The 17,034-nt window shown below is 65.5% G+C and carries 14 protein-coding genes and 1 tRNA gene; 6 read left to right on the forward strand and 9 right to left on the reverse strand.

Features of this window, described 5'->3' with window-relative positions:
• Positions 1 to 75 precede the first annotated feature (75 nt).
• Entirely contained in the window at positions 76 to 981 is a 906-nt protein-coding gene (locus tag ACZ2IA_RS20685) for a LysR substrate-binding domain-containing protein (RefSeq protein ID WP_470294482.1), read from the reverse strand.
• Positions 982 to 1,432: 451 nt separating this feature from the next.
• Here ACZ2IA_RS20685 and speB point away from each other — a divergent pair, with 451 nt between their 5' ends.
• The 3 genes from speB to ACZ2IA_RS20700 all read left to right on the forward strand — a co-directional run bounded on the left by speB (position 1,433) and on the right by ACZ2IA_RS20700 (position 5,137).
• Positions 1,433 to 2,398: an agmatinase gene (speB, locus tag ACZ2IA_RS20690; RefSeq protein ID WP_470294483.1), complete on the forward strand. Its 966-nt coding sequence runs from the start codon at positions 1,433 to 1,435 to the stop codon at positions 2,396 to 2,398.
• 77 nt (positions 2,399 to 2,475) lie between these two features.
• The gene (locus tag ACZ2IA_RS20695) at positions 2,476 to 3,576 is read left to right on the forward strand and encodes a polyamine ABC transporter substrate-binding protein (RefSeq protein WP_470294484.1); all 1,101 of its coding nucleotides are present in this window, start codon (positions 2,476 to 2,478) and stop codon (positions 3,574 to 3,576) included.
• 169 nt (positions 3,577 to 3,745) lie between these two features.
• Positions 3,746 to 5,137 carry an aminotransferase-like domain-containing protein gene (locus tag ACZ2IA_RS20700; RefSeq protein WP_470294485.1) on the forward strand — a complete coding sequence of 464 codons (1,392 nt, stop codon included), beginning with the start codon at positions 3,746 to 3,748 and terminating at the stop codon, positions 5,135 to 5,137.
• 56 nt (positions 5,138 to 5,193) lie between these two features.
• On the opposite strand, the gene ACZ2IA_RS20705 is transcribed toward ACZ2IA_RS20700, so the two are convergent.
• From ACZ2IA_RS20705 to ACZ2IA_RS20720, 4 genes are all read right to left on the reverse strand, one after another.
• On the reverse strand, positions 5,194 to 6,549 hold the full coding sequence (locus tag ACZ2IA_RS20705; protein WP_470294486.1) for a glutamine synthetase family protein: 1,356 nt from the start codon (positions 6,547 to 6,549) through the stop codon (positions 5,194 to 5,196).
• 24 nt (positions 6,550 to 6,573) lie between these two features.
• Positions 6,574 to 7,776 (reverse strand): L-2-hydroxyglutarate oxidase, encoded by a 1,203-nt coding sequence (gene lhgO / locus ACZ2IA_RS20710; protein WP_470294487.1) that lies wholly within the window; start codon positions 7,774 to 7,776, stop codon positions 6,574 to 6,576.
• A gap of 11 nt (positions 7,777 to 7,787) precedes the next feature.
• Positions 7,788 to 8,732 carry a glutarate dioxygenase GlaH gene (gene glaH, locus ACZ2IA_RS20715; RefSeq protein ID WP_470294488.1) on the reverse strand — a complete coding sequence of 315 codons (945 nt, stop codon included), beginning with the start codon at positions 8,730 to 8,732 and terminating at the stop codon, positions 7,788 to 7,790.
• Positions 8,733 to 8,964: 232 nt separating this feature from the next.
• Positions 8,965 to 9,315, reverse strand: a complete 351-nt coding sequence (locus ACZ2IA_RS20720) for a DUF3870 domain-containing protein (RefSeq protein ID WP_470294489.1) — start codon at positions 9,313 to 9,315, stop codon at positions 8,965 to 8,967.
• Between the two features lie 295 nt (positions 9,316 to 9,610).
• Between ACZ2IA_RS20720 and ACZ2IA_RS20725 the strand changes: the two genes are divergently transcribed.
• From ACZ2IA_RS20725 to ACZ2IA_RS20735, 3 genes are read left to right on the forward strand one after another with little or no spacing between them, the layout of a single operon-like run.
• Positions 9,611 to 10,339, forward strand: coding sequence for an ABC transporter ATP-binding protein (locus tag ACZ2IA_RS20725; protein ID WP_470294490.1), 729 nt, complete (start codon positions 9,611 to 9,613; stop codon positions 10,337 to 10,339).
• Between the two features lie 3 nt (positions 10,340 to 10,342).
• Positions 10,343 to 12,868 (forward strand): FtsX-like permease family protein, encoded by a 2,526-nt coding sequence (locus ACZ2IA_RS20730; protein ID WP_470294491.1) that lies wholly within the window; start codon positions 10,343 to 10,345, stop codon positions 12,866 to 12,868.
• Positions 12,865 to 13,935 (forward strand): lipocalin-like domain-containing protein, encoded by a 1,071-nt coding sequence (locus ACZ2IA_RS20735; protein WP_470294492.1) that lies wholly within the window; start codon positions 12,865 to 12,867, stop codon positions 13,933 to 13,935. Before ACZ2IA_RS20730 ends, ACZ2IA_RS20735 begins: the two co-directional genes overlap by 4 nt.
• A 98-nt stretch (positions 13,936 to 14,033) precedes the next feature.
• On the opposite strand, the gene ACZ2IA_RS20740 is transcribed toward ACZ2IA_RS20735, so the two are convergent.
• From ACZ2IA_RS20740 to ACZ2IA_RS20755, 4 genes are all read right to left on the reverse strand, one after another.
• Positions 14,034 to 14,495, reverse strand: coding sequence for a CopD family protein (locus tag ACZ2IA_RS20740; protein ID WP_470294493.1), 462 nt, complete (start codon positions 14,493 to 14,495; stop codon positions 14,034 to 14,036).
• Positions 14,496 to 14,651: 156 nt separating this feature from the next.
• The gene (locus ACZ2IA_RS20745; RefSeq protein ID WP_470294494.1) at positions 14,652 to 15,497 is read right to left on the reverse strand and encodes an alpha/beta hydrolase; all 846 of its coding nucleotides are present in this window, start codon (positions 15,495 to 15,497) and stop codon (positions 14,652 to 14,654) included.
• 5 nt (positions 15,498 to 15,502) lie between these two features.
• Positions 15,503 to 16,801, reverse strand: a complete 1,299-nt coding sequence (locus tag ACZ2IA_RS20750) for an MASE1 domain-containing protein (RefSeq protein ID WP_470294495.1) — start codon at positions 16,799 to 16,801, stop codon at positions 15,503 to 15,505.
• A gap of 157 nt (positions 16,802 to 16,958) precedes the next feature.
• A tRNA-Glu gene (locus tag ACZ2IA_RS20755) sits at positions 16,959 to 17,034 on the reverse strand.

Genomic DNA, 17,034 nt, shown 5'->3' on the forward strand with positions numbered 1-17,034 from the left:
CGTAACAGCCAATACTGAGAGCCGGGAACTGCATCGCTCAGGCAAATAAGGGACGAGTGCGTGGCGGAGCAAAGCTCATGGCGCGCTGCTGACGGCCGCCGCCTGTGCGGCCGTCAGCAGCAGCCAGTCGAAGGCCGCCTCGGCCGCGGCGGTGCGCGGCGGCAGGCTCGATTTCATCAGCCACATCCGCGGCAGCGCAAAGCCGGGGATCTGCGGCAATGCGACCAGGCGTCCTTGTCTGAGCGCATGGTCGGCCAACAGGCGCGACACCATGGCGATGCCCATGTCCTGCTCCGCCGCCATCAGCAACAGGCGTGGGTCTTCCACGGTCAGGCCACGTGTCACTTCGAGCCCCTCGCGCCGGTACCCCGGCAGCCAGGGCGCCCATTCCGGCCGTGCTTCCGCCATCAGCAGCGGCGCCTGGCTCAACACCTGCGGAAACGGCAGGGTCGCCAGCGTCTCGGCGGTTCGTTTGCCACACACGGCGATGGCGCTGTCTTCGATGAGCGGCACACAGACGACCTCGGGCTGATCCATCGGGTGGGCCGAGATGATGAGGTCGACATCGATGCGATCGATCTCGCGGATTTCCTTCTCGTTCAGCAGCCAGATTTCCACGGTCGGATAGTTGGCCTTCAGCGCCGGCAACCTCGGCATCAGCCAGCCGTAGGCGAACTGGGGCGGGCAATACAGCAGCACCGAGTCGAGGTTGCCGTACGGCTCGATGTAGTCGCGTCCGTCGGTCAGCAGCTTGAGCGTGTCGCGCACGGTCTGCAGGAACAGCTCGCCGGCGGCGGTCAATGCCACGCCGCGCCCGATGCGACGAAACAGCGCCTGATTGACCCATTCCTCCAGATGCAGGATCTGGTGGCTGATGGCCGACTGGGTCAGCGCCAGTTCCTGGGCAGCCCGGGAAAAGCTGCCCAGCCGGGCGGCCGCCTCGAAGGCGAGCAGACATTGCAGGGAAGGGAGGCGGCGCATGTTAGAGCCTGTTATGAATCTGATCGCGACCGCGTTGGCGGCAAAAAGGGCGCAGGGCAAGGCGCGAGTTGCGTCGCTGTGCCGGCACAGCAAGCGACGAGCAACACAGCCCTGCGCCCTTTTTGCCCCAACCCGAAGGGCCAGCCGTCCGGCATCCCGTCTGCGGCGTTGCGGCTCTTGGCAAATGAATGACATTTGCCGGCGAGACCGCGCCTTGCATCCAGAATGCCGGACGGCTGGCGCGGTTTGTGATCAGGTTCATAACAGGCTCTAGATATGAAAATAAATAATAGTACGAGAAAAATACATCGCTTTTCCTGTGCTGTCATTCGCGCCAACATGCTGATCAATACCCGGCCTGTCATGGCACTTTAGCGTGATGCCCGTTATGGCCCGGTAGAGCCGCGCTTGGAAGAAAAACCAAGAATTCGCATATCTATCAGAGGTTGTTATGGACCATCCAAACTATGGCGATGGCGCGATCCTGCGCCCCGAGTTGCACGGCACGTCACCCGAAAATACCTACTCCGGCGTGCTCTCGTTCCTGCGCCGCAAATACAGCCGCAATCTCGAAGGGGTTGATGTGGTGGTGTCGGGCGTGCCGCTCGATCTGGCCACCACCTTCCGCCCCGGTGCGCGGCTGGGGCCGGCGGCGGTGCGTGCGGCCTCGGTGCAGGTGGCCGGGCTCAAGGGCTATCCGTGGGGCTTCGATCCGTTCGAAGAACTGGCGGTGCTCGACTACGGCGACTGCTGGTTTGATGCGCACAACCCCGGCACCATCCGCGAGAGCATCATCGAGCACGCTCGCACCATTCTCGCCTCGGGCGCCAAGATGCTGACCTTCGGCGGCGACCATTTCATCACCTATCCGCTCTTGACCGCGCATGCCGAGAAATACGGCAAGCCGCTGGCGCTGATCCACTTCGACGCGCATTGCGACACCTGGCCGGACGATAGCCCCAACTCGCTCAACCACGGCAGCATGTTCTACAAGGCGGTGAAGGACGGCCTGATCGACGTCGAGCGTTCGGTGCAGGTCGGTATCCGTACCTGGAACGATGACTTCATGGGCATCCGGATCCTCGACGCCGAATGGGTGCACGCACACGGCACCCAAAAGACGTTGGAGCAGATCTATTCCATCGTCGGCGACGCACCGGCTTATCTGACCTTCGATATCGATTGCCTGGACCCGGCGTTCGCTCCGGGCACCGGCACTCCGGTGTCGGGCGGGCTGAGCGCGGCGCAGGCGCTGGCCATCATCCGCGGGATGGGGCCGGTCAATCTGGTGGGCATGGACGTGGTGGAGGTAGCCCCACCGTACGACCAGAGCGAGATCACGGCCTTGGCCGCCGCGCACATCGGCTACGACCTGCTCTGTGTGTTGCACGAACAAAAACGACGCCGCTACCGCTAAGCCGGCGCAGCAAGACAAGCCGCGGCAGGGCCATCGGTCGGCCGCGTTTGAATGGGTGAAAAGAGGAGTTGCGACAGATGAACACCAAGACACTGAGCAAGGCATGGGGCCCGCTGGCATTGTTGCTGGCCAGCCTGGCGGCGCAGGCCGGCGACAACGTACTGAACCTTTATAACTGGTCCGACTATATCGGCAAGGACACGGTTAAAAACTTCGAGAAGGAAACCGGGGTGAAGGTGCGCTACGACACCTATGATACCGACGATACCCTGCAGGCGAAGCTGTTGACCGGCAAGGCCGGCTACGACGTGGTGGTGCCGACCTCCAATTACATGGCCAAGCAGATCCAGGCGGGCATTTACCTGAAGCTGGATAAGTCCAAGCTGCCGAACCTGGCGAATCTGGACAAAAACCTGATGAAGCTGGCGGAAGATGCCGACCCGGGCAACCGGTATGCGGTGCCGTGGGCCTGGGGGACGACCGGCCTGGGCTATAACATGACCAAGGTGGAGAAGATCCTGGGCAAAGACGCGCCTTACGATAGCTGGGACATCTTCTTCAAACCGGAATACATCTCGAAACTGAAGGGCTGTGGCGTGGCGGTGCTGGATGCGCCGGCCGATGTATTCGCGGCGACGCTGCACTACCTGGGCAAGGACCCGAACAGCAAGAACCCTGCCGATTATCAGGCCGCCTTCGAGCAATTGAAGAAAGTGCGCCCCTACATCATGCTGTTCAATACCACCAGCTATATCAACGACTTGGCTAATGGCGACATCTGCTTTGCGCTGGGCTGGTCGGGCGACGTGGCGATGGCCAAACGCCGCGCCCGCGAGGCCCACAAGCCCTATGAACTCAAATACTTCATCCCGAAGGGGGGCGCGCCGGTGTGGTTCTCGATGATGGGCATTCTCAAGGATGCGCCGGATGTCGAGGCGGCCTACAAGTGGATCAACTATATCGAGCGCCCGGAAGTGCACGCCGGCATCACCAACGAGGTGTACTACCCGAGTGCCAATGTCGCGTCGAAAAAGTTCACCAAGCCGGAGATCGTCAACGATGCCACGATTTATCCGCCCGTGTCGGTGGTGAAGACCTTGTTCCTGGAAAAGTCGTTGCCGGCCGACATCCAGCGGCTGGAAAACCGGCTCTGGACCCAGTTGAAGACCGGACGTTGACGCCTGGCCGATCCATTCCCAGTTGGACGCTTTCTTCCTGTCTCCTCGCGGGACAGGAAGATTTTTTTATGGAGGTGGGCTGGTCGTCTGTACTTGCCGCGCGACGGAGCTGGACTACAGGCAGGCATGAAAAAACAATTAGAATCGCCAACTTGAAAGAGGGGAGTCCATGTTCAAGTTGGATGCCAGTTTGCCCACGCCGTTGGTGGTTCAGATCGTCGGGCATTTCAAATCGCTTATCGATACGCAAAAGCTGCGCGCCGGGACCAAGCTGCCGTCGATCCGCAGCTTTGCCGAGACGCATGGCGTCAGCGTGTCGACCGTGATCGACGCTTACGACAGGCTGGTCGCCGAAGGCTATCTGGTGCCGCGCCAGAACACCGGTTTTTATGTACGCAGCTTCCATCCTCGCCACTCGCTCAACGCCGTGGGCAGCACGCACGAGGTTCGCTTCGATTCGCTGTGGATGCTGCATAAATCGTGGGAAAACGGCGCAGCAGAACTCAACCCCGGCTGCGGCTGGCTGCCGGAAAAATGGATGGACGACGACAGCCTGCGCCGCAACCTGCGCGCGGTATCCAACCAGGCTGGCGACCTATTGACCGGCTACGGTGCGCCGCAAGGCTATTTGCCGCTGCGTCGCAAGATCGCCGACTGGCTGCACGAGCACGAAATCTACGCGCCGCCCGAGCAGGTGCTGCTGACTACCGGCGCCTCGCATGCGCTCGGCCTGTTGGCGCAATACCTGGTCAAGCCGGGAGAGACGGTGTTTGTCGACGAGCCTGGCTACAGCATCCTGCTGTTCCACCTCAAGCGCTTCGGCGCGAAGGTCGTCGGGGTGCCGTGGACCGCGCAAGGGCCCGACATCGTGGCGCTCGAGGTGCTGCTGCAACGGCACCGGCCACGCGCGTTGTTCACCAACCCGCGGCTGCAGAACCCGACCGGTGCATCGTGCTCGGCGGCCAACGCGCACAAGCTCCTGCAGTTGGCCGAACGTCACGACTTCATCGTCGTCGAGGACGACCTCTACGCGGAACTCGACCCGACCTCGCGTCGTCCGCTGGCGAGCATGGATCAGCTCAGCCGGGTGGTCTACGTCAACAGTTTCTCCAAGACGATCTGCGCGAGCCTGCGGGTCGGCTATATCGTCGGCCACCCCGATCTGATCGAGGACCTGACCCAGTTCAAGATGATGACCGGGCTCACCAGCTGCGAGCTGACCGAGCGGGCGACCTACCAGATTCTGACCGAGGGTCGGCACCGCAAGCACCTGAAAGCCTTGCGTGAACGCCTGCACACCGCGCAGCAGGCGACGCGGCAAGGGCTGGCGGACGCCGGACTGGAGCTGTTCAACCCACACGCACGCGAGGGCATGTTCGTCTGGGCGCGCCACCCCGGCCACGAGGACGCCGCCGCGCTGTCGAACGAGGCGCTGAACGCCGGGATCTTCCTGGCGCCCGGCCACCTGTTCTTCAACGACCATCGCCCGTCGCCGTGGCTGCGCTTCAACGTCGGCTACTGCGACGATGCGCGCCTGTACGATTTCCTGGCGCACGCCTGAGGCGTGCAAAAAGCCCCGGCGCAGACAAGCTGCACCGGGGCTTTATCAGAAGAAGATCAGGCCTGGGTGGCGAGGTAGCGCCGCTCCCACGGCGTGACTTCACTCAGGAAGCTCTCCAGCTCCACCTCCTTGGCGGCGACGAAAGCGGCGACGAACTCGTCGCCGAACAGCTGCCGCGGGATCTCGCTGCCCGCCATGCGCTCGAGCGCGCTATCGAGCGAGCGCGGCAGCTCGACGCGATCCTCACCGTAGAACACGTTGCCTTCGCAGGGCGGTGTCGGCGCGAGCTCATTCTCGATGCCGTAGAGACCCGCCGCCAGGCTGGCCGCCAGCGCCAGGTAGGGGTTGGCATCGCAGCCGGGCAGCCGGTTTTCCACGCGGCGCGCGTCGGGGCCCGACAGCGGCACGCGCAGCCCCACCGAGCGGTTGTCCACCCCCCATGACAGGTTGACCGGTGCCGCCATGTTCTTGGTGAAGCGCCGGTACGAGTTCACGTACGGCGCCATCAGCGGCATCAGCGCCGGCAAGCAGGTCTGTAGGCCGGCGATATAGTGCCTAAGCTGCGGGCTGTCCTCACCGTCGGGTTGGCCGAACAGGTTGCGGCCGTTGGCGAGGTCGATGAGGCTCTGGTGGATATGCATCGAGCTGCCCGGCGCACCGGCAATCGGCTTGGCCATGCAGACCACGTAGAGGCCGTGCTTGAGGCCGACTTCGCGCAGCGCGTACTTGAACAGGAAGGTCTGGTCGGCCAGCTCCAGCGCGTCGCCGTGCTTGAGGTTGATTTCGAACTGGCTCGGGCCGAGCTCGTGCACGAAGGTGTCGCCGTGGATGTCCAGCAAGTCGAGCGCCCGGTGCAGATCGTCGAAGAAGTCGGCGAATTCGTTGAGCGCGCCGAAGCTGAACGCCGAGTGACCGATTTCCGCGCGGCCGCAGCGCGCCGCCGGCGGCGTCAGCGGCTGGGTCGGGTCGGGATTCGGCGCGAGCAGGTAGAACTCCAGCTCCGGCGCGACGATGGGCTGCCAGCCGAGCGCGGCATAGCGCTTGAGCACCGTCTTGAGCACGCTGCGCGACGCGATCGGCGTGAGCTTGCCGTCGAGGTCGTAACAGTCGTGGATCGCCAGCGCTCGTCGGCCGCCGGCCCACGGCACCAGGTGCAGGCTCTCGTAGTCCGGCACCAGCCGCATGTCCGGGTCGCGCTCGCCATAGAAGCGATAGTCGGGAAAGTCGCCGACCACGGTGTGGATGGCCACCGCCCGCGCCACGCGCAGCTCCTGCCCGGCCGCGAAGGCGGCCGCCGGCAGCACCTTGCCGCGCGGGTAGCCGTTGAGGTCGGGCAGCAGGCATTCCACCTCGCGGATGCGGTGCTTTTCCAGGAAGGCGGCGACGTGGCCAGGTACGCTAGGCTTGCTCATTTTCTCCATACCTCGTAACGGAACTCAGGCCCAGAGTGCCGGCACACGCGCGGCAATGTGCCGGCCGATCTCGATCGACGCGGTGGCGGCGGGCGACGGCGCATTGCAGACGTGGATGCTGCGCTCACCCTCGATGATGTGAAAGTCGTCGACCAGGCCTCCGTCCGGTTTGAGCGCCTGCGCGCGCACGCCGGCCGGCGCCGGCACTAGGTCGTCGGCGCGGATCTCGGGGATCAGCTGCTGCAGGCTCTTCACGAACGCGGCCTTGCTGACTGAGCGCACCATCTCGTCCAGCCCCTCGCGCCAGTACTTCGCGCTCAGCTTCCAGAAGCCCGGGTAGGCGAGCACTTCGGCCAGGTCGCGCAGGCTGACGTCGCGCTTGTTGTAGCCTTCGCGCTTGAGGGCGAGCACCGCGTTCGGTCCGGCCTCGACGTGGCCGCCGATCATCCGGGTGTAGTGCACGCCGAGGAAGGGGAAGGCCGGGTTGGGCACCGGGTAGATCAGGTGCTTCACTAGGTGGCGGCGCTCGGGCTTGATCTCATAGTACTCGCCGCGAAACGGCACGATCTTGAGCCGGGGGTCGGCGTCGTCCATCCGCGCGACCCGGTCGCAGAACAGCCCGGCACAGTTGATCAGGAAGCGTGCGCTGTAGCTGTCGTCCTGCGTGATGAGTTCGACCCGGTCGTGGCTTCGGTTGATGCGGCGCACCTCCTGGCCCAGCTTCAACTCGCCGCCGCCTTCGGTGATGGCCCGCGCGAAGGCCTGGCAGACCGCCCGGTAGTCGACGATGCCGGCACTGGGCACGCGGATCGCGCCGAGGCCCGCCACGTGCGGTTCGATCTCGCGCAGCGCCTCCGGACCGATCTTTTCGATCTCCAGCCGGTTTTGCTGGCCGCGCTCGTAGAGCTTGTCCATCAGCGCCAGCTCGTTCTGGCTCGTCGCGACGATCACCTTGCCGCAGATGTCGTGTGCTATGCCGTGCTCTTCGCAAAAGCGCGTCATCGACAGGTTGCCCTCGCGCGCGAACTTCGCCTTCAGGCTGCCGGGCTTGTAATAGATGCCCGAGTGGATCACGCCACTGTTGTGGCCGGTCTGGTGTGCCGCCCAGCCGGCCTCCTTCTCCAGCACCAGGATAGCCGCGCGCGGGAAGCGGCGGGTCAGCGCCATGCCCGTCGACAGCCCGACGATCCCGCCGCCGACGATGACAAAGTCGTATATCGTTTTCATGGTGCTTGTCCTTATGCCTGGGCGAACCTGCCGCGCTGGCGCATCAGTTCGCGGTGGAGTTCTGGGTGGCGCTCGAACGGCGCGCGCCCGTGCATCCAGAAGCTGTTGTTCAATACGATCAGGTCGCCGACCGGCAGCGGGACCGCGGCGGTCGCCGGCGACGCTTCCAGCGAGGCCGACAGCCGGCCCAGGTAGTCGGCGTGCTCTATCGTTTCAGGGCAGACGAACTGGTCGATGAAGCAGATGCACGGCTTGTCGTTGACCTTGAAGAAGGTTGGCCGAAGCACCTCCTGCGCGATGTTCTTGCTCGGCGGCGACTTGTAGGTGAACGCGTACGCGGAGAGCGGGTGCTCGGTAAAGGCCGCAAGCTCGGCCCAGTCGTCCAGGTGCAAGAGGCGCGACTCGCCGCCCTGGGCGTTGTGCTCGTCGAATTTCATCATCAGCAGCCAATCGGTCGCCTCGTCGACGAAGGTGCCGTCGGTGTGCAAGGTGAACAGCCGGTAGGCCTGGCGCAGGTAGGAGTCGCTCTGGTCGGTGTCCTTGACGAGGAAGCGTGCGTAGTAAGTGCCCGACATCGCGTCGAAATTGCCCGGCCCGATCAGGTGGCCGATCGCCGTGCCGAACTTCACGTAATCCTGATGATTCTCCGTCACTCCTTCCACGCCGATGGTGAAACCGCCCGAGTCGCGATCGTGCACGATGGCGCGCAACACCTCGAGGAAACCGTCGCCGGCGATTTCGGCCATGCCTTGTGCCAGCGTGAAGCGCGCATATGGCACGTACTCCAGATGCTGGCTAGTGATATGGGCGAAGCGGCTGAAGAAGGCCTCGAGCGCCCCGGTCTTCAGCGTAACGTGATAGAGGCGCGCATGGTGCGGATGGGCGTCGATACGATAAGCGGCGTGTTCGGCATAGTGATGGGTCTGGCGTGCCAGTACGGACTGTTGCATATCCATGGATCTCTCCGTTCCAATTTTAAAGATAGGTACTGGACGGGGAGCCCGGTCTCGCGGACGAGGCCAGTGATTCACTGCCTTCGGTCGCCGGTTGCTCGGCGCTCGGCAGCCCCACAGACAAGGGTCGGGATTGTCGAAGCGCTGGAAGCCGGCCCGGCTAAGGGCGGTGAGCGCATCGGGTGCGAGTGGCTTGCCCGGCTCGCACCGCTCCGGGATGTTGATCTATATGCGGCTAGCCGACTCTGGCGGTCGCCGCGCCGAAGGTCTGCCGGTTGCGCTCGACGTTGACTTCCAGATCCTTCAGCGCGGCGATTAGCGCCGAGGCCGCGCGCCCGATATAGCGTCGCTGGATTTCCGCGATCGGTTCCGCCATGCCACCTAGCAGGCTGTAGCCGCGTAACAGGTCGCGAACGAAGATCCGGCCATGCTCGGTCGCCAAGGTACACGATGCCTCGATCACCACCGCGTAGCAGGGGTCCACCTCGACCGTGATCGACAGCGATTCGAACACATTCTGGGCCGCCATTCCCTGCGGCAACCGGGCATGGCCCGCGAAGAACAGGGTTTGCGTTGCGTTTCTCATCTGACTCTTCCTCGGCCCGGACGCGTCACCCAGAACGGTTGGCAGTCGACGGTGAAGCCAGTGTAGGGCTCATGAAAAAACACGGCCAGACACACCCGCTGCCTGATTGCCCCACGCTGTTATGCTCAGAAAACCAGCACAGCGGGGGAGGGCGACAGGATTGAATCGCATCACCTGGTCTGAACTTCGCTGAGACAGCGTCCCAATAGCAACCATGACTGTCCAGCAAGTCTGGGACAGAGCATAGATCCGCTATTCTGAGTGGTGTGTTCCCAACTCCGAAACCGGCTTTGCCATGGCCACGCCGCTTTGCGATGCAGAAAATCCCGTACTGAGCCTGATTGCGGTGAGTAAGACGTACCGCGATAGGCGCTCGCGCACTGTGCTGCGCGAAGTCAGTCTTACGCTGGGCGCTGGCGAATATATTGCCGTCATGGGCGAGTCGGGCGTGGGCAAATCGACGTTGCTCAACCTGATCGCCGGTCTGGATCGGCCTGACGGCGGCCGTATCGTGTTCGACGGGCAGGATCTGGGGACGCTGGACGATGATGCCGCCACGCGGCTGCGGCGGCGCAAGATGGGTTTCGTGTTCCAGGCGTTCCATGTGCTGCCGCACCTGAGCGTGGCCCAGAACGTGGCGCTGCCACTGCTGCTCAACGGCCTCGGTAGTCGCGAAGCGGCCGCCCGTGTTGCCGCGATGCTCGCCGCGGTAGGACTCGCTGGGCGGGAAGAGAGTCGACCGCGCGAACTCTCCGGCGGCGAGATGCAGCGGGTGGCGATTGCGCGGGCCCTGATCCATCAGCCCGCACTGCTCTTGGCCGACGAGCCCACCGGCAATATCGATCCCGAAACGGCGGCGCAAATCCTGCGTCTACTGCATGACCGGGTCAAGACAGCTGGCGCCGCGGGCATTCTGGTCACGCATTCCGCACTGGCCGCGGCAACGACGGACCGTATCCTGCTGTTGACGCCCGACGGGCTGGCGCCGCACCCGTCATCGCACGCGCCCCGGGTCGGCGGCTGAATCATGAAAGCGCTCCGCTCGCCTGCTCGCGCTCTGCTTGTGGGGGAGGTACGCGCCCATACCGGGCGCTATCTTGTCGGCGTCCTAGCCATCGCCATCGGCGTAGCGATGGGCTATGCCGTACAGTTGATCAACCATGCTGCGCTCGCAGAGTTTTCCCAGACGGTGCGCTCGTTGATGGGCAACGCCGATATCGAGATCCGCGGGCCGCGCACCGGCTTCGACGAATCCCTCTACCAGCGCATTGCGCAGCTGCCGGAGGTGGCGACAGCCAGCCCGGTGGTGGAGGCGGATACCTGGGTGCCGCGGCGCAAGCAAGCGCTGAAGCTCGTCGGGATCGACGTGTTCCGGGCCGCGCTGGTGACGCCGGGGCTGATCGGGCGGCCGACCCGGGCGCGCGCGGGCAACCTCGAGCTGCTCGATCCGGATGCCGTGTTTCTTTCGCCGGCGGCACTGGCCTGGCTCGACCTCAAGCCGGGCGACACGCTGACCGTCCAGGTCGGGCTCAGGCCAGTCGTGCTGCGCATCGCCGGCTCGCTGCCGGCGCTTGGCGAGGGCTTGCGCCTCGGCGTGATGGACATCGGCGCGGCGCAGTGGCGCCTGGACCGGCTCGGCCTGCTGCAGCGCATCGACGTCAAGCTCAGGCCCGGCGTGGATGCCGATGCCTTCCTGCACACTCTGACCAGACGGCTGCCCGCGGGGATCGTGGCGGGCACGCCGCAGGACAATGTGCGCATCGCCTCGAACCTGTCGCGCGCCTATCGCGTGAATCTGAACGTGCTGGCGCTGGTGGCGCTGTTCACCGGCGCCTTCCTGGTGTTCTCGACGCAGGCCTTATCGGTGCTGCGGCGTCGCTCGCAACTGGCGCTGCTGCGCGCTCTGGGGATGACGCGCGGCGACCTGCTGCGGCTGATCCTGGCGGAGGGAGCCGCGCAGGGCATGGTCGGCGCCCTGCTCGGCCTGGCGCTGGGCTTCGCGCTCGCCGCTGCGGTGCTGCGCTACGCGGGCGGCGACTTGGGTGGCGGCTACTTCGAAGGCGTTCGGCCGACGGTGCAGTTCGACGCGGGGTCGGCGCTGCTGTTCCTCGCACTCGGGCTGCTGGCCGCGCTGCTCGGCAGCCTCGCGCCGGCCTGGGAAGTCGCCCGCGCCAGTCCGGCGCAAGCGCTCAAGGCCGGCGACGAGGAAACCGCGCTCAGTCGGCTGCGCGCGCCCTGGGCGGGGCTGGTGGCCATCGCCGCTGGGCTCGCGCTGACGCAGGCCGGGCCGGTGGCGGGCCTGCCTATCTTCGGTTATCTGGCCATCGCCTTGCTGCTGGTGGGCGCGATCATGCTGATGCCACGGCTGGCGCATTCGGTGTTTCGGCGCTTGTCCCCCTCGCGGCGGACCGTGCCCCATCTGGCGTTGACGCAACTTGCCGGCGCACCGGGCCGGGCGGCGATCGGCTTGGGCGGCATCCTCGCCAGCTTCAGCCTGATGACGGCGATGGTGATCATGGTGGCGAGTTTTCGCACTTCGGTCGACGACTGGCTAGATGCCGTCCTGCCGGCGCAACTCTATCTGCGCGCCGCACCGGGCGGCGATGCCGGTTATTTCTCCGAACACGATCAGCGGGCCATCGCCAGCACGCCCGGCGTGACGCGGGCCGAGTTCTTGCGCACAAGCCAGATCCTGCTCGATGCCCGCCGTCCGCCGGTGACCCTGATTGCCCGACAGATCGACCCGCGCAATCCGGGCGGGCGGCTGCCGCTGGTGGGGGCCCCGCTCGCCCCGAGGCCGGGCGACCCGCCTGCAGTATGGGTCAGCGAGGCCATGGTGGACCTCTATGGATTGCGTCCCGGCCACCGTGCCACGCTTCCATTGGCGGGCCGGCCGGCCGCCTTCATGGTCGCTGGTGTGTGGCGTGATTACGTGCGGCAGTTTGGCGCGGTGGTGATAGCCCGGGACGATTACCGTCGCCTGACGGGCGATCGGCGCGTCACCGACGCCGCGCTGTGGCTGGCACCAGGCAGCGGCCCGGCCCAGGTGCAGGACCGTCTGCGCCCCCGCCTGGCGGGTGGTGAGCAGGTCCAGTTCGTCCAACCCGGCGAGATTCATGCCGCCAGCCTCAAGATTTTCGACCGCAGCTTTGCCGTCACCTACCTGCTGGAGGCGGTGGCGGTGATCATCGGCGTGTTCGGCATCGGTGCCAGCTTCAGCGCACAGGCGTTGGCGCGCTCGCGCGAATTCGGCGTGCTGCGCCATCTCGGCGTGACGCGCCGGCAAATCGGCGCCATGCTGGCGCTGGAGGGGGCGCTGCTCGCGCTCTTGGGTATTGCGGCGGGTCTTGCGCTGGGGTGGGTCATCGCGCTGATCCTGATTCACGTGGTCAACCCGCAGTCGTTTCACTGGACCATGAGCCTGCACATGCCGTGGACCTTGCTGGCAATGATGGCGACAGCGCTCGTGGCAGCGGCGGCGCTGACCGCGCTCTTCAGCGGGCGGCAGGCGATGTCCGGCAGCGCCGTGCGCGCGGTGAGGGAGGATTGGTGAGCAAGCGGCCATTCGTGCTGTGCCTGGTGCTGGCGGTGTTCACCGCACTGGCGGCGGCGCCAAGCTATCCGCCGGTCGAGTCGGGCCGCCTGCTGCACTTTCCGAACGATCATGGCGCGCACCCCGACTATCGCAGCGAATGGTGGTATGTCACCGGCTGGCTGCGCACCGAGACGGGCGCGCCGCTCGGCTTCCAGGTGACATTCTTCCGTTCGCGGCCGCCGCTCGATCAGGCCAACCCCTCCCGTTTCGCGCCTAAGCAATTGCTGTTCGCCCACGTCGCGCTGAGCGACCCCGCGGTCGGGAAGCTGCAATACGACCAGCGCGCCGCGCGGGCCGGCCTGGGGCTGGCGGACGCCGCCACCGCCGACACCGCGGTGAGCGTCGACGGCTGGGCACTGAGGCGGGAAGCGAACGGGGAGTATCGCGCCACGCTCGCGGCACGGGGATTCGCGCTCGAACTCGCGTTGCGGCCGACGCAGGCGCCGTTGCTGCAAGGCGAACGCGGCTACAGCCGCAAGGGGCCCTTGGCGTCCCAGGCAAGCTTCTACTACAGCCAGCCGCAACTTGCGGTGAGCGGCACGGTGACGCGCCAGGGCAAACCGGAGCGCGTGTACGGCAGCGCCTGGCTGGATCACGAATGGGCATCGGCGCCGCTGGCGGACGGGGCGGTCGGCTGGGACTGGATCGGCATCAACCTCGACGATGGCGGCGCATTGATGGCCCTGCAGATCCGCGACAAGGCCGGGCGCAAGTTCTGGGCAGGCGGCACGCTGCGCGGCGCCGACGGCAGCGCACACGCCCTACCGCCCGAGGCGGTGAGCTTCATGCCGAGGCGGCGCTGGCGCTCGCCGCGCACCGGGGCCGATTACCCGGTGGCGATGCGGGTTCAGGCGGGCGAGCTGCGACTCGATCTCGCACCGCTGATGGACGACCAGGAACTCGACAGCCGGGCCAGTACCGGTGCCGTGTATTGGGAAGGCGCGGTGACGGCGCTGGCCGCCGGAAAGGCCGTCGGTCACGGCTACCTCGAATTGACCGGATATCTTGGGCGGCTCGACTATTGATCGGGTAAAGCAATAAACGAACGGGGCCGTGTCCGCTTCGAGTCGACGGTTCGCGGATTCGGGCATTGCCCGGTTCGAGCATTTTCGGGAGCGGGGCACTAGGCCAGCATGCGCCCGAGCGTCGCCAGACCGATGGTCAGGAAACCGAGAACCAAGTTCGCCCCGACCGCCTGCCTGATGCGATTGAGCGCCATGCCGCCGGCTTTCCAGTCCTCGGCATCGACGGCTCGCTTGAGTGCGGCGTAGGGACCGGTGACGACGTAGATGAAGATCGCGATCATCGCGAAACCGCTTCCGAGCATCAGATGCCAGTTGAGCGGAGCCGCGGCGAAGCCGACGTGGCCGATCATGATGAGGCCACTGGCGGGAATCAGGATGACGGCGCCCCAAACCCAGACGAAAAAGCGCGCAAATACATGCCGCCATAGTCGCAGGCGTTGCGGGGGCTCGAGCAGTTTTGCCGCGACTGGGCGCAGGCAGACGTAAGCGAAGAACATGCCACCGACCCATAGGGTGACGCTGGCGATATGCAGAAAGCGGAGTAGCGGTTCCAATGTCATGAGTTTTTCTTGGCCTCGGGTGGGTGTGTCCGGAATTGGGGGTTTTATACCCTGAGTGACCGGCAGGGTCGAGGACAGACATTGGGGTATCCGTTCTGCGTTGTGCTGAAAACAAGGGCGCCGTGTGGCGCCCTTGTGGCTTTGGGTGGGGTCGCTTCAGCCGCTGGCGCCGTCGTCGTCCGGTGCGGTCGCCGCGCTGCGGCGGCGCGGTTTCGCGAACGCCGGGTCGAGGCCGAAGTGTTCCAGCACGCTTTGCGCCACCTGCTCGCGGTCGTTGTCGACGCAGATCATGTGGTAGCTGTTTTCCAATACCACCAGGCGCGTCTTGGCCGGCCCGATCTGCGCCTCGAGGAAGTGGGCCGAATGCAGGCTGGTCAGCTCGTCCTCGCGGGCGTGCACGACCAGCGTCGGGCAGTGGATGTCGGCGAGGTTTTGCTTGACCCAGCCGCGCAGCCGGTCGACCTGCTGGATGCAGCAGAGCGGTACCCAGCGGTAGTGGAAGTTGTCGCCACGCTCGAACTTGGCCTTGACGATCGAGCGCACCAGCTCGCTCTTGATACCGTACGGTTCCTCTTCCTCGACCCGCATCCGTTTGGCCAGCTGCGGCAACCGGTACACCAGGTAGCGCAGGCCGCGGTACCACGGCGTCGACCAGCCGTCGATGAACACCGGCGGGGCCAGCGCGACCAGCCGGCCGTTGTCGTGGTGCTCGCGCTTGACGGTTTCGATGGCCAGCAACGCGCCCATGCACATGCCCAGCACGTGCAGCGTCTGATACTGCGGACGCAGCTCGCGGTACTTGGCACGCACCGCCTCCAGCCAGTCTTCGGCGCTGATCGTCACCAGGTCGTCCGGCTCGCCGCCGTGGCCGGGCAGGGTCAGTGCGTGGGTGTCGACGCCGGCGCGTTTCAACACCTTGTGCATCAGGCCCAGGTCGTACTGGGTGCCGCCGAGGCCGTGGATCAGCAGCGCGCCGACGGCGCCGTGAGTCGCGTCAGTCATCGCTCTTAGCCCTGCCGCGGCGCCGCCAGTTCGTCTTCCAGGTGCAACAGGCCGTCGACCCGGTAGACCTCGCCGTCGAAGTCGACGATCGGCGCCCCGGTGATCACCGCGGTGCGGTATTGGCCGTCGGCGCAGCGGAGGCGGAAGCGATAGCTTTGCGTGCTGATCTCGTCGCCGTCGGCGTCGTTGAACTGGGCATGGTCGACGAGGGGCTGGCGGTCATCCGGATGGACCCGGGCCAGGAAGGCGTCGAGCGTGGCGAGCGCCGTGGCCGGCAGGCCGAGCAGCGCCTGCACCTCGCCGCCCCAGCTGATCTGGCCGCTGTGCGGGTCGAATTCGTACATCAGGTGACGGCTCGACAGCAGCGCGCCCTCGAAGCGTACCTTCCACGCGGCCGCCTGCTTCAGCGCCTGTTGGCGGCTGGCGTTGAGCGCCGACATGGTCAGGCCCATCAGCGCGGCGGCGCCGATATAACCCTGCACCTCGATCAGCGCCAGGCTGCGCTGCTGCGCTTCGAACACGAACGGTCCTTCACCCTGCAGTGTATTGAAGCCGGCGATCAGCGCCAGCGCCACCAGCGCCAGCGTGGTACCGCGTTCTTCCCAGACCAGCGCCACCAGCACGACGAACAGCAGCGGCAGGTAGGTCAGCTCGTAGTTGGTATCCCCGAATACCCAGGCCGAGGTCGGACCGTCGAAGGTGAATTCGGCCGACACCAGCAGGGCGACAAACCAGACTAGCCCGATCAGCAGGTTCTGGCGATTCGGTCCACCGATCAGCTTCACCCGGAAGCTGGACCAGGCCACCACCAGCGGCGCACCGACCAGGCAGCCGATGCCGTCCGACACCGCCCAGGTGGTCCAGCCGAATTGCGAGGTTGGCCGGCCGAGGAGTTCCAGCGTCTCGTCCGTCGTCATCCCGCCTAAAATGCTGCCGACGAGCACCAGGCCGATAAACCAGAACAGGTTGCGCGGCTGGGTAAGGGAGCGTTGCTCGCCGACCTGGCGGCGCCAGATTGCGGCGATCAGCGCCATCGTCACTAGGTCGGTCGCCGTGAACAGCAGCGCCATATTCATCGGGCGCCCGCTAGTCAGGCTGGCCGCCATATGCAGCGCGCCGGCGATCCCCATCCACAGCGGCCATTTGCGCAGCGGCACGAGCATCAGTGCACCGAGCAGAATGCCCGCCGCGGGCCAGATCAGCGTCGATAGGTCGGCACTATCCTGGGCATCGATGCTCAAGAACGCGAGCAGACCGTAGATGACCGTGAACAACAGCAACTGGAACCGCGGCATAGCTTTCATGATCGGTAAACTTGAATAAAAGGGTGAGACGAAGGATAGGGCAAGGCGTGCTGCCGACAAAGCGGTAATCGGGCTGGCCTGCCGGGCCGAGGCCTAGCGGAAACTTGGTAGCGATGGCGGTGCGGGAGTAAGTTTGGGCGAATTGCCCGGCGCCTAGTGGCGTCCCCACGGGGATTCGAACCCCGGTCGCCGCCGTGAAAGGGCAGTGTCCTAGGCCTCTAGACGATGGGGAC

It is taken from the genome of Crenobacter sp. CS_VA4, from assembly GCF_055597485.1.